Annotated in this window: 13 protein-coding genes; 2 read left to right on the top strand and 11 right to left on the bottom strand. The window is 63.8% G+C overall.

The window, feature by feature from the left end; genetic code table 11:
- Positions 1–28: 28 nt before the first annotated feature.
- The 7 genes from H8790_RS12315 to H8790_RS12345 form a co-directional block, all read right to left on the bottom strand.
- A complete protein-coding gene (locus H8790_RS12315; protein ID WP_187332807.1) occupies positions 29–2119 on the bottom strand; it encodes a peptidoglycan D,D-transpeptidase FtsI family protein in 2091 nt (696 codons plus the stop codon).
- Between the two features lie 11 nt (positions 2120–2130).
- On the bottom strand, positions 2131–2643 hold the full coding sequence (locus H8790_RS12320) for a hypothetical protein (RefSeq protein ID WP_187332808.1): 513 nt from the start codon (positions 2641–2643) through the stop codon (positions 2131–2133).
- A gap of 18 nt (positions 2644–2661) precedes the next feature.
- The gene (gene mreC / locus H8790_RS12325) at positions 2662–3501 is read right to left on the bottom strand and encodes a rod shape-determining protein MreC (RefSeq protein WP_187332809.1); all 840 of its coding nucleotides are present in this window, start codon (positions 3499–3501) and stop codon (positions 2662–2664) included.
- A gap of 18 nt (positions 3502–3519) precedes the next feature.
- Positions 3520–4101: a Maf family protein gene (locus H8790_RS12330; RefSeq protein WP_187332810.1), complete on the bottom strand. Its 582-nt coding sequence runs from the start codon at positions 4099–4101 to the stop codon at positions 3520–3522.
- A gap of 76 nt (positions 4102–4177) precedes the next feature.
- Positions 4178–4609, bottom strand: a complete 432-nt coding sequence (locus H8790_RS12335) for a dUTP diphosphatase (RefSeq protein ID WP_187332811.1) — start codon at positions 4607–4609, stop codon at positions 4178–4180.
- Positions 4610–4768: 159 nt separating this feature from the next.
- Complete coding sequence (locus H8790_RS12340; RefSeq protein WP_187332812.1) at positions 4769–6862, bottom strand: U32 family peptidase; 2094 nt, start codon at positions 6860–6862, stop codon at positions 4769–4771.
- Positions 6852–7178, bottom strand: coding sequence for a cell division protein ZapA (locus tag H8790_RS12345; RefSeq protein WP_187332813.1), 327 nt, complete (start codon positions 7176–7178; stop codon positions 6852–6854). Before H8790_RS12345 ends, H8790_RS12340 begins: the two co-directional genes overlap by 11 nt.
- Before the next feature lie 250 nt (positions 7179–7428).
- On the opposite strand from H8790_RS12345, the gene H8790_RS12350 reads away from it, so the two are divergent.
- A complete protein-coding gene (locus H8790_RS12350; RefSeq protein WP_187332814.1) occupies positions 7429–8340 on the top strand; it encodes a DnaD domain-containing protein in 912 nt (303 codons plus the stop codon).
- Positions 8341–8356: 16 nt separating this feature from the next.
- On the top strand, positions 8357–9340 hold the full coding sequence (locus tag H8790_RS12355) for an ATP-binding protein (protein ID WP_187332815.1): 984 nt from the start codon (positions 8357–8359) through the stop codon (positions 9338–9340).
- Between the two features lie 23 nt (positions 9341–9363).
- Here H8790_RS12355 and H8790_RS12360 read toward each other — a convergent pair whose 3' ends face one another.
- The 4 genes from H8790_RS12360 to lspA all read right to left on the bottom strand — a co-directional run bounded on the left by H8790_RS12360 (position 9364) and on the right by lspA (position 12992).
- Entirely contained in the window at positions 9364–10563 is a 1200-nt protein-coding gene (locus H8790_RS12360; protein WP_187332816.1) for an aminotransferase-like domain-containing protein, read from the bottom strand.
- Between the two features lie 248 nt (positions 10564–10811).
- Complete coding sequence (locus tag H8790_RS12365) at positions 10812–11492, bottom strand: DUF2461 domain-containing protein (protein WP_187332817.1); 681 nt, start codon at positions 11490–11492, stop codon at positions 10812–10814.
- Between the two features lie 110 nt (positions 11493–11602).
- Positions 11603–12520 (bottom strand): RluA family pseudouridine synthase, encoded by a 918-nt coding sequence (locus H8790_RS12370; RefSeq protein WP_187332818.1) that lies wholly within the window; start codon positions 12518–12520, stop codon positions 11603–11605.
- Entirely contained in the window at positions 12501–12992 is a 492-nt protein-coding gene (gene lspA, locus H8790_RS12375) for a signal peptidase II (RefSeq protein WP_243208508.1), read from the bottom strand. Before lspA ends, H8790_RS12370 begins: the two co-directional genes overlap by 20 nt.
- Positions 12993–13000: the final 8 nt, after the last annotated feature.

Below are 13000 nucleotides of genomic sequence, written 5' to 3' on the forward strand. Positions count from 1 at the left end.
TCGGATGATAATATAGAACAAATGCGCCTTATTGCAGCAGCTGGTCCTCGCCGATGAGCGCCGCGCCGATCTCGTCGGTGGAGAAATAGGCGTTGAGGATCTCCACGGCGGTGGAGGCCAGGGCCGAACCGGAGCCGCCCTCCTCAATGACGATGGCCACGGCGATCTCCGGCTCTTCATAGGGGGCGAAGCATACGAACACGCCGTTGTTGGTGAAGTTGCCGCCGCGCTGGGCGGTGCCGGTTTTGGCGCCAGCCTCCACCACGCAGTTTTTGAAATAAGGGGCCAGCGATCCGGCGGTGGTCAGGTCGTACATACCCTTTTTCACCGCCTGGAGAGAGGAGTCATGGATGTCAATGGTGTTGACGGGGGCGGTGTCCCCAGCTGCCAGCACCTGGGAATTGTCGTAAGACTTCACGGATTTGAGCAGGTGGGCCTCGCAGTGTTTGCCTCCGGAAACCAGCGTGGCTACGGCGTTGCAGAGCTGGACCGGCGTGTATACCTGGTTGGCCTGGCCGTAGGCCGCCCAGGGGGACAGGTTCTGGCCCTCGGGGTTTTCCGGCAGGGAGCCCGGCTTGTCGCCGATTTCAATGCCCGTGCTCTGCCCCAGGCCAAAGGCGGTGAGGTACTCCCGCAGGGTATCCATGCCCATGCGGTAGCCCATTTCTGCAAAAAAGTAGTTGCAGGAGTTGGTGATGGCCCCGGAGACGTTCAAAAGGCCGTGGCCCGCGTGGTTCCAGCACCAGGTGTAGCTGTCCGGAAAGCCGGGGTAGACCCACTTGCCGGTGTCCCGGACCTTTTCCTGGACCGTGACGGCCCCAGACTCCAGGGCTGCGATGGCGGTGAAGGGCTTCAGGGTGGAGCCGGGGGGGAAGGTGCCCTGGGTGGCCCGGTTCACCAGGGGCCTGCCGGGGGTTTGCTCCGGGTCGTTCAGAAGGTTGAACTCCTGGCGGTAGGTGGAGAGGTCAAAGGTTGGATAGGAGGCCAGGGCCAGCACCTCTCCGGTGCCCACCTGTTCCACCACGGCGGCGGCGCCGCGGGAAGTATGGCCGTCCTCCTTGTTCATGGAGGTGACGGTGGCTGCGAGGGCGGCCTCCACCGCCTCCTGGAAGGGCAGGTCGATGGTCAGCGACACGGTGCTCCCGGGCTGGGGGGCCTTGGTGTAGAGCTCGCTGGTGGTCTTGCCCTCGCTGTTTTTCGACACCACCCGGGTGCCGTCGGTGCCGTGGAGGTACTCTTCAAAGGCCAGTTCCACGCCGAACTTGCCCACCAGGTCGTCCAGGGCGTAGCCCTGGTCCTTCAGCTCCTCGTACTCGTCCTCCATGCGCCCCACGGTACCCAGGATGTGGGCCGCGGCAGTGGTCTGGTAATCCCGGACAGAGGAGGAGCCCACCTTGACGCCGGGGTAATCCCCATCGGTGATCTCGGAGATCAGCTTCGTGCTCACGTCCTCGGCAAAGATATAGGCTGTGGTATTCACCAGTTTACGCACAGCCAGCTCGTACTGCACCCCCATGACGGAGCGGGCCTGGGCGTCGGTGTAGGAGGCGGGCACGTTCAAGAGGGAACGCATGTTGGCAAGGAGCGCGTCCGCGCTCAGGCCGCTCTCCTTCAGGTAGGCGGCAAGCTGTTCCTGCCGGGTCATCCCCTCCGTGTTGTAGGAGGCGGGCAGGGAGTCCGCCACCCACTTGTTGGCCTGGAGGTATTTGAGGAAACGGGTGCTCTGGGTGGAATCCAGGCCTTCCAGGGCAAAGGCAAAGGGCGCCTGGGAGGTGATGGGCAGGTTCTCCACCCACTCCACGCCGTAGCGCCGGCAGAGCTGGATCAGCTTCCAGATGGATTCCGCCTCGCTTTCCCCCTCCCCCAAAAGGGAGCTGTCAAAGGTCAGCGTATAGCTCAAACGGTTGGACACCAAGGTTTTCCCGTTGCGGTCGGTGAGAATGCCCCGGGAGGCCTCCACCGTCTCGCGCTGGGTGATGGTGCGCACCGACTGCTCCAGGTAGTCCTGGCCGTGGACGATCTGGGTGGAGTAGAGCACACCCACAAAGGCCGTAAGGCAGGCGCTTAGAAACAGAACAATCACAGAGATGCGGATGTGAAAATAGTTGCGCTCCTCCATGGAAACTCCTTTCAATCGATGTCGCGGCACTTGCGGTGGATGGCGGCAAAGAGCAGGTGCACCGGCAGGACAAAGACCAGCGTCAGGGCCGTCTCCTGGAGCGAGAGCATCAGCGCCCGGGAGACATCGTCCAGGCCGCTGAGCAGCAAGAGGAGGATCCGTGCCCCGTCCACCAACACAAAGGCCGCCGCCGTGGCCGCCAGGGAGCAGAGGAACCCGGCGGAGACCAGCCCCTCGGCAATGAGGCCGGCGAGCAGGCCCACCAGTGGGAAAAGCAGGGTGTAAAAGCAGGGCAGGGGACCATCGACGGTCAGATCACAGACCAGGCCAGCCACCAGGCCGAAGGCGGTGCCGGAAAACGGCCCCTCCTGGGCGGCCAGCACCGCCACCACAGCCGGGTAGAGGAAGGGGAAAACGCCCCGCAGGAGGATGTGCTGCATCACAAGGCCCTGGATTAGGCAGCAGAGGAGGAAGGCCAGGCTGTAGAGCAGCCAGCGGACCACCGTAACATTTCGAAAAGGCAAACGCAGCGCCTCCTTTCCTTACTCCACAATGTCGAAGTCCTTGATGATGAACACCTGGCTCAACTCATCAAAGTCCACCATGGGGGCGATTACCGCATACTGGGTCAGGCCGGAGTCGTCTAACTTGACCTCCTCCACGGAGCCGATGACCAAACCCGTGGGATAGTAGCCGCCCACGCCGGAGGTGACGACAAGATCGCCGTTGAGCAGCGTGGAGTCGGCGGGCAGATAGCTGAGCTTGAGGCGCTTTTCACCCATCAGGTTGAAGTCGCCGCTGGCCACGCCGATCTCATCGGTGCGGAAGACCATGGCGCCCAACTGGGTGTCCGTGTCGATGGTGGTGAGGACCGTGCACCAGTTCAGCCCTACCTCGGAAACCACGCCAACCAGATAGTGCTGCTCGTTGACCACGCAGTCCCCCACGGCCACGCCGTGGTCCGTGCCGCGGTTCAGCGTCAGGGAGGAGGTCCAGTTGGAGGTGTTGCGGGCGGTGATGTGGGCGGATTCAAAGTCAAACTCCTTGCGCTGTTCCCGCAGGTTCAAAAGGGAGCGGAACCGGGCGTTTTCCTCGCTGTCCGCCTCGCTCTGGCGCACCGCCTCCTCCATCTCCGCAATCCGGTTGCGCAGCTCCGCGTTCTCCGCCTCCAGCGCCTTGTAGTCGGCGTAGTAGGCCTGCTTGTCGTTGAACCACTCCGCCACTGCGGTAAAGGCACTGCGGAAGGGAGAGGTGATGACTCCGGCCAGGTTGGTCAGCGGGGCGGAGGTGTTGGTGAAAACGGACATGACGGAAAGGGCCACTGCGATGACCGCCGCGGCAAAGAGAATCCACAGTCCGTGTTTTTTCAAAAAGTGTTTCAAAGGGCGCCTCCTCCTGCGTTACAAACCCTCGTCCAAAAACGTCACGCCGAACCGGGCCAGCATCCGGGAAAGACGCAGCAGCGGCAGCCCCATCACGTTGTAAAAGTCACCGCAGATGCCCTCCACCAACAGCGCGCCCAGGCCCTGGACGCCGTAGGCGCCCGCCTTGTCCATGGGCTCGCCGCTCCGGATGTAGGAGCGCAGCTCCCGCTCGGAGGCAGGACGGAAGGTGACGGCGGTGGATTCCGATTCGGTCAAAAACCGATCTCCCCGGCGCAGGGTGACGCCGGTGCAGACGGTGTGGGTGCGTCCCTGAAGGGACAAGAGCATCTTCAGCGCGTGCTCCTCGTCCCGTGGCTTGCCCAGCCGCTCCTCGTCCAAAAACACCATGGTGTCCGCGGTGATGACGATCTCCTCCGGTGTGCACCGGACAGCCTCCGCCTTCTCCCGGGAGATGTACTCCACCACCTGGGGCGGCGTCAGGCCCCCGGGGTACCACTCCTCCACCTCCGGAACGCGGATGTCAAACTCCCGGATGCCGATCCGGGCCAAAAGCTCCTGCCGCCGGGGTGAGCCGGAGGCCAATACAATCTGTGCCATGTTCCTCCAAGCGCCATAGGCGCATCGTTCAAAGTTTGCAGGCAAACACGCCTGCCGCATGAAGTGACAAGTATAATTACTTACCAGTTGAACCAAAGCCGCCCCGGTCGGACTCCTCCAGGGAGGTGCAGGTTTCGAACACCAGGCGGGGCTGGTGGGCCATGATCCGGAACTGGCAGATCCGGCTGCCCTTGGGGATGGATGTGTTGCGGGTGGCATAGACCGGCATCCGCCACTCATCGCCGCTGCCCCGGTAGGACCAGTCCACCACACCCATGGAGTTGGCCTGCAAAATGCCGTAGTTCTTAAAGGTGGAGCTGCGGGGCACGATGTGGGCCTCGTAGCCCTCCGGCAGGGCCACGGCGATCCCCAGGGGGATCAGCCGGAACTCCCCGGCGGAAAGGGTCACATCCTCCGCCGCGGAAAGGTCGATCCAGTCGGATTTCCCCTCCACATAGCAAAGCCGGGGAGAGTCGTCTGAAAAATATTTGACGCGAATGGTCTCCATAAAGTTTCTCCTTGTATCAGAAAGCTCAGACCAATTCTGCAAAAATGCAGAAAAATCTGATGAAATTGATTGCAAAAAGTATTATAACAACAATAATATACTAAAAGTTTTACAAATGCATCGCAGGAAGGCCGTTCACTCTGGCCTGTGGCGCGCCGGTCAATCCACACCCTTGTAGAAAAGACCCCGGGTAAAGAGGGCCGGGGGCTCCCCGGTGCGGCGGTAGGCCCGGAAGACCTGGGCGCACTCCTCGGCGGATTCGGTGGTGAAGCGGAGCCGGGCGTATGATAAACCGATGTCCTTCCAGTCCTCCCGGTCCGCCAGCCAAAGCACGCGGCTGTTTTGCAGCTCGCTGCGGCAGCCGTAGGCGGGGAGGATGGGGAAGGAGGCGTTGGTGCGGTCCCGGAGGACGGCCGTGCCGTCACAGGGGCAGCCGCCGTCGTTTTGCACCAGGCAGTTTTCCGTGATCTGAAGAGGCAGGCGGCCGTAGACCGCCGCCTCCACGCTGAGGAATTTTTGAAGGTCCCGGATCTGCTCCCGGCGCAGCTCAAAGGAGACTGCGGCGGAGGAAAGCCCCCGCTGGTGCAAAAAGAGCAGGGAGCGGGAGTTGAAGACGTTGAGCCCAAAGTCCCCCGCAAGAGTCATGCCGGACTCCCGGGCCAGGGGAAAGTGGCCCAGGTTGGAAAGGCCCAGGCCGGTGACGCCGCTGTCCCGGGCGGTGAGCAGCAGCGAGCGGAGCTCCGATTCGTCCGTATCCCGCCAGACCCGGGGGAACAGGGCGTAAAACTCGGTCCTCCCAAGATAAGGGGCCAGGTCAAATTCGCCGATCCGCTCCAGGGGCAGGTAGATCCGGGCCGGGCCTTGGTCCACAAGCTCCTCGCTGAGCTGGCTGCCGCGGCTCAGCGAACAGGTGAGGCGGGGCGGCCCCTCGCAGCTCCCAAGGGCCGGAGGCAGGGGCTGGGGCTCCAGGCTCCGTCGTTTGGGCGGGCGGACGCGCTCCGTGGTCAGCTCCTCCAGCGCCTGGCGGCGCAGGGCATTGATGGATGCGGCGCTTAAAGAGAGGCCCTCGTCCACCACAGCGGTGGCTCCGGTGCAGTGAAAGGCGGTACCGCCGGTCTTTTTGAGCCGCTCCTCCACCTCGCTGGCGGTGACGGCCCGGCTGCGGGCGGCCTCGGGCACCGGCCCTGTGACGGAGACGATGTGGTCGCGGTCGTCGGTGGCGGTGAGCACCACGGGCACGCCCACGCCTACGCGGCAGAAAAAGGAGACGCCCACGGTGCGCAGCGTGCCGCTTTCATAGGAGGAGCGGATCTGGGCAAAAAGCTCCCGGGGCTCCTGGGCGCCCTCGGGGCGGGTGCCGAACATGCCGGCACCCCGTTTGCCGTGGTAATACCAGTCTGTAAAGCCGCTGCGGGAAAAGGCGTCGGAGAGCTGTTGAGCCTCCTCAGCCGTGGGAGTGCGGCGCTCCCTGAGGAGCCGGGCGTAAATGGATGTAACCACCGCCACATACTCCGGCCGCTTCATCCGGCCCTCCAGTTTCAGGCAGGCCACGCCCATCTTCCGCAGCTCCTCCAGGTGATCGGCCATGGAGCTGTCCTTGAGGCTCAGGGGATGGCCGGGTTTGGCCGTCCGGCCGTCACGCTCCAGCCGGTAGGGAAGGCGGCAGGGCTGGGCGCAGGTGCCCCGGTTGCCGCTGCGGCCGCCCAAAAAGGCGCTCATGGAGCACTGGCCGCTGTAGCTCATGCACAGGGCGCCGTGGGCAAAGACCTCGATCTCGGCACCGCTGGCGCGGATGATGCGGGCGATGTCCTCTCCGCTCAGCTCCCGGGCCACCACCACCCGGGTGCAGCCCATGCGGGAGGCCTCCAGCGCGCCGCCGGAGGTGAAGATGCTCATCTGGGTGCTGGCGTGGAGGGGCAGGTCCGGCAGCGTCTGGCGCAGCAACTCAAAAAGGCCCCAGTCCTGTACCAGCACCGCGTCCACGCCGGCCTGGGAGGCCATGCGGGCGGTCTGAAGGGCCTGGGGCAGCTCCCGATCCGTGAGCAGGGTGTTCAGCGTCAGATAGACCTTGACGCCCAACAGGTGGCAGTAGGACAGGGCCTGAAGGAAGTCCTCTTCGGAGAAGTTTTTGGCGCCCCGCCGGGCGTTGAAGCTGCCCACGCCCAGGTAAACGGCGTCTGCTCCGCACTGGACGGCGGCGCGCAGCGCCTCCGGAGAGCCGGCGGGAGAGAGGAGTTCGGGCCTACCGGTCATGCTTGTTCCCGTTCTGGAGACGGAAGATCTCCCGCTTGAGCTCGGACGCCTCGGCCTTGGCCCGGCCGGCTTCCTCCACATACTCCTTCAGCTGGCGGCGGAGGTTCTCCGCGTCCTCCTGCGCCTTGAACAGTTCGTCGGTGATGTTGGCGGCGGTGAGCACCGCCGCGTCGGTGCGGCCCACATGGGCCCCCTTGAGCACCTCCGTCATCTTTGCGTCCACATAGCTGCCCACCCGCTGCATGTAGGAGGGTGCCTCCTGGGCTACAAAGTTGTATTCCTCGCCGCAGATACTGACGACAACATGGTTTTCCATCCAAATGGCCTCCCTTTTCTTTCGTAACACAATCGAACCGGCCCGTGCCGGTCCGCTGTTTTCATGATCTGCCAAATTGATCCCACAACACTCATATGCAGTTATTATACCATAAAAACAGGCCCGGTAAAGAGAATTTGTCCAATTTGCAAGAAGAGCCGCTTTTCAAAAAGTTGCTGTTGTCCTTGAAGGAGATTTCGTGTAGAATAGGGAAGAAATCTGAACGGAACCAAGAGAAAGGAGGCGGCGTATGGCAAGCTGTCTGCTGCCTGTGGACGGGGACGAGAGCGTCCTGGTGTCCGGGCCCGTGCTGCGCCGCCTCATCGGAAGCGGCAGCGGCGACGCGGCCCTTTTGTACCTCTGCCTGCTGCGCCGCCGGGGCGAGATCTCCACGGAGCAGGCCGGCCGGGAACTGAAGTGGGACCGGATGCGGCTTCAGACCGCCGAGGACGAGCTCCGGGCCATGAACCTGCTTGGGGCGGGAGAGCAACGGGAGGCCGCGCCCAGCCCGCCGCCCGCCTACGAGCGGGAGGACGTGCTGAACTGCCTGGAGCACAGCGAGGAGTTCCGCTGCCTGACGGCGGAGGTGGAGCGGAAGTTAGGGAAGAAGCTGTCCACCCCGGACCTCGGCACCCTTTTGGGGCTGTATGACTATTTGGGACTGCCGGCGGACGTGATCTACCTGCTGGTGTGCCACTGCATGGAGCGCTCTGCGGCGCGCTACGGGCCGGGCCGAAGGCCCTCGCTGCGCCGGATTGAGCAGGAGGGCTATGCCTGGGCGGCCCGGGGCATCGACACCCAGGAGCGGGCGGCAGCCTACCTCAAGCAGTACGCCCTCCGCCAGGGCATGCTGCCCCGGTACATGGAGGCGCTTCAGCTGGGGGACCGGCCCCCTGCGCCCTCGGAGGAGAAGTACCTTGCCGCCTGGGCCGACATGGGCTTTTCCCCGGAGGCGGTGGCCCTGGCCTATGACAGGACCATGCTGCGCTGCCACAAGCTGAAGATGAACTACCTGGACGGCATCTTGAAAAAGTGGGATGAGAAGGGGCTTCACACGGTGGATGAGATCCAGTCCGGCGACGGGCCCCGCCCCGCCCCCGTGCCGGCCGCTGCCCAGGGAAGCCGCCGGAGCGCGGCGGAGCTGAAAAAGTATTTGAAGTGATGGAGGAGGACGCTCTGTGGCAGTGGATGGAAAGGTGATGCGCCGGGCGCTGAGCCGCTATGAGGCGGACAAGCAGAGGCGCACCGACGAGTTTGCCGCCCGCCGGGCGGCGGTCTATGCCAGGATTCCGGAGATATCGGCCATTGACCGGGAGCTGGCCGGCACCATGCGCCAGATCATCGCCCAGGCACTGCGCCAGGGCCAGGACCCGTCGGAGGCCATCGGCCGGATCCGGGACCAGAACCTGGGCCTTCAGGAGGAGAAGCGGCGCCTGCTCATGAGCCGGGGCTACGCCGCCGACTTTTTGGACGAGACGCCGGCGTGTCCCCTGTGCGGCGACAGCGGGTACCGGGACGGGCGGATGTGCCGGTGCCTGCAGCGCTACTACGCTGAGGAGCAGATGAAGGAGTTGTCCAGGCTGCTGGACCTGGGCAGCCAGAGCTTCGACACGTTCTCCCTGGACTGGTACGACCAGAACGTCTGGCCGGAGATGGGGCGTTCGCCCCGGTCCCATATGGAGACTGTATACGAGGCCTGTGTCCACTATGCCCGCAGCTTTGGAAAAAAGAGCGCCAACCTGCTGATGACCGGGGCACCGGGCTTGGGGAAGACCTTCCTCTCCGCCTGTATCGCCCGGGAGGTCAGCGGCCGGGGCTTTTCCGTGGTCTATGACACGGCGGGCAGCATCTTCTCCCGGTTTGAAGACCAGAAGTTCGGCCGGGAAGGGGACGAGGAGGTCCGCCGGGTGCTGAACTGCGACCTGCTGATTTTGGACGACCTGGGCACGGAGATGACCACCTCCTTCATCCAGAGCGCCCTGTACCAGATCGTGAACACGCGCATGATGACGGACAAGTCCACCATCCTCAACACCAACCTGACCCCGGACGAGCTGCGGCGGCGCTACACGCCCCAGATCGCCTCCCGGATTGAGGGGGAGTACGAGGTGCTGGTGTTTTTCGGCGACGACATCCGGAAATTGAAACGGGAGCGGCAGTGAGCCGCTCCCGTTTTTTTATCATCTTACCCCTGGCGGGCCTGAAGCAAGTCCCGGATCACCTGGGCCAGGATCTGGATGCCCTGCTCGATCTTCTCGTCTGTGCAGTTGGAGTAGTTCAGCCGCATGGTGGCCACGCCCCGGTCCTTCTCATAGAAGGGGTCGCCGGCGGTGACCAGCACGCCCCGCTTCACCGCTTCGTTCTGCACCTCCACGGCGGAGAGGCCGTCGGGCATGGTGGCCCAGATGAACATGCCGCCCTCCGGCTTGGTGTAGCGCACGCCCTCGGGCATATAGCGGGCGATGCAGTCCATCATCACGTCCGCCTGATGCTGGTAGAGATTCTTGATCTTGGTCATGTGGGCGTCCAGGTCGTTGTCCTGCAAGTACTGGGCCAGCACCATCTGGCAGAAGATGTTGGTGTGCAGGTCCATGACCTGCTTGTAGCCCAGGAGTTTTTCCATCAGCGCCCGGTTGGGGCAGGCGATCCAGCCGATGCGCATGCCCGGGGACACGGTCTTGGAGAAGGTGCCCAACATGCAGCACTGCTCGCCTAAGTACCGGCCGAAGGATTCGCCGCCCTCGCCCCGGAAGCGCAGTTCGCCGTAGGGGTTGTCCTCCACCATCAGCATGTTGGTGGAGGCGACCAGGGTGGCCACCCGCTCCCGGACCTCCTTGGAGTAGGTGAGGCCCGTGGGGTTCTGGAAGTTGGGGATGGCGTAGAAGAACTTGGGGGAGTGGTGCTTGAGCAGCTCCTCCAGCTCATCGCAGTCCGCGCCGCTCTCGGTCAGGCCCACGGTGAGGACTTCGGGGTCGTACAGGTGGAAGGTCTGCAGGGCTGCCAGATAGCTGGGCCGCTCAACCAGCACCTCGTCGCCGGGGTCCACCAGCACCGCGCTGAGCATGTCCAGCGCCTGCTGGGAGCCGTTGGTGATGATGATGTCGTCGGCGCTGAGGGTCACGCCGAAGCGGGCGTAACGCTTGGCAATGAAGCTGCGCAAAGGTCCGTAGCCCGCGGTGGAGCTGTACTGGAGGGCCTGGACGCCGTTTTCCTGGAGCACCTTGTTGACCGCCGCCTCAATGTCTTCCACCGGGAAGGAGATGGGGTTGGGCAGCCCGCCGCCGAAGGAGATCAAATCCGGGGCCGTGGCGGCTTTGAGCATGGCGTCCACAAACTCGCCCTGGAAATCAGGCTTTGACATTCTCTTTGAAATCTGAATCTGCATAGTTTAACTCCTTTATCTGTTGTACGGGCCGCTGCGTTTGCCTGGCCCATAGGCTTGAATTAGTCATTTAAACCATTATAGTACGAAACCTCCGGGAAGGGAAGCAAATTTTTCCTGAGGGGAGTTACACAAAAACCGGACTCCGCCCGGAGCGCAGGAAAACTGGGAAGGCGCTGTTACCCGCCAACCGCGGCCTGTCAAATATGCCCCGGAGCCAGCCTGGCTCCGGGGCATGTCTTGTTTTGAGACTATGCCTCCCGGGGATCGGGGTCGCCCTCCAGCGTCACAAAGTAACTGTAGTAGGGGGCCAGGAAATCGTAGCCCTGGATCAGCCGGTCCAGCAGCTGCCGGTGGAACAGCTCTTCCGACAGCTTTTCGTTGTGGCTGATGGAAAAGTTTTTCTTCCGGTACCAGGGCGCAAGCAGCGGCGAGGGCGCCTGGGCCCTGGGCTTTTTGTACTCCTCGCCCTCCAGCTGGAACTCACTCTGGCGGTTGAGCGAGCGGGTCAGCTTCTCCATGGGGGCCGGGTTGGCGTCCATGCGGGCGCGGAGCTTCATCATGGTCACCGGCTGGGCCGAATAATAGCCCAGGCCGTAGCCCCAGGCCTCCGGCCCAAGTTCAAACCAGAAGCAGGGCTGCACGCTCCACGCGCCGCCGGGACGCTCCACGGAAAACCACAGGTGGTCCTTGTAGGGGCCGCGGCCAAAGAGGCGGCGGGCATCCCGGTAGATGCGGGAGACCCGGCAGATCAGGCCGTAGTCCGGGCACTTTTCCGAAAGGTGGGCGTAGACCTCATCCGCCAGCTGGCGCATGGGGGTGTAAAAGTGATCCAGATAGGCCTGCTTGTTGGCCTCGAACCACGGCTTTTCATTGTTGAAGCGGATTCCCCACATGAAATCCACGGTTGCGTCGTCAAATCCCTGAAACATATCCTACTCCTTGTCTTCCTGGCTTGGGGGGCAGCCGATACTGGCGCCGTGATGGCCATCCCACGCTGTTCCATGGTGCCCGCCCCGCCATTTCATCCGGTCAGGACGGCCTACCGCCTGGAGCGCAGCGCGCGCAGCTGGGCCTGAAACTCTTCGGGCAGGGGACAGCTCAGCTCCACCGCCTCCCCGGTGCGGGGGTGGATGAACCGCAGCCCCACGGCGTGGAGGCACTGGCCCTGGAGACCCGGCACCGCCTTTTTGGCCCCGTAGACCGTGTCGCCAAGGATCGGGTGGCCGATATAGGCCATGTGCACCCGGATCTGATGGGTGCGGCCGGTCTCCAGGCGGCAGCGGACGTGGGTGCAGCCCGGGTAGCGCCCGATGACCTCCCAGTGGGTGACCGCCTCCTTGCCGCCGCTGACCACCGCCATCTTCTTGCGGTCGGTTTTGTGGCGTCCGATGGGCGCGTCCACCGTGCCCCGGTCCTCCTTCAGATTGCCTGTCACCAGGCACTCGTAGGTCCGCGCCAGGGTGTGGTCCTGGAGCTGGGATGAGAGGGAGAGGTGGGCCGCGTCGTTTTTGGCCGCGATGATGAGCCCCGAGGTGTCCCGGTCGATGCGGTGGACGATGCCGGGGCGCAGCACGCCCCCGATGCCGGAGAGGCTTCCGGCGCAGTGGTGGAGCAGCGCGTTGACCAGCGTGCCGTCGCTGTGGCCCGGGGCCGGGTGCACCACCAGCCCCTTGGGCTTGTTCACCACGATCACATCCCCATCCTCGTAGACCACGTCCAGGGGGATGTCCTGGGCTTTCACATCCAGCGCCTCCGGCTCCGGAAGGTCTGCCTCCACCACCTCGCCGCCCGCCAGGCGCAGATTTTTGGCCGCGGCCCTGCCGCCGCAGAGCACACGTCCCTCTTCCAACAGCCGCGCGGCTGCGGAGCGGCTCAGGCCCTCTGCCGAGGCGGCCAAAAAGGCGTCGATGCGGCTCCCCGCGGCCTCCGGCGGGACCTCAAGCGTGATCCTTGCCATGGGGCCGCTCCTGTTTGTCGTGGGCTTCATAGAACCAAAGATAGTAAATTGCCGCCAGAATGGCTCCCGTGACCACGCAGATGTCCGCCACGTTGAACACGGGATAGCGCATGAACTGGAAGTTGAACATGTCCACCACATATCCAAGCCGCACCCGGTCGATGATGTTGCCCAGGCCTCCGGAGACAATCAGGGCGCAGGCGGTCAGGCCCAGGGGGTGGCGGACGATCCGCCGCGCCGCCAGATAGGCCACCGCCGCCACAATGGCGCTGGTCACCAGCACAAGCAGCCACCGCATGCCGGAAAAGCTGGACCAGGCGGCGCCGTAGTTGTGAACCAGCTGCAGCTCCACAAAGCCGGGGATCAGGGCCTGGGTCCCGCCCAGGATCAGATTGGTGGTGACATAGTGCTTGACCCACTGGTCCGCGGCCAGCGCCGCCGCGGCCAGGGCAATATAGGGCAAAGAATGCATAAATACAA

The sequence above is a fragment of the Oscillibacter hominis genome (assembly GCF_014334055.1).
GTDB classification, from domain to species: Bacteria; Bacillota; Clostridia; order Oscillospirales; family Oscillospiraceae; genus Oscillibacter; species Oscillibacter hominis.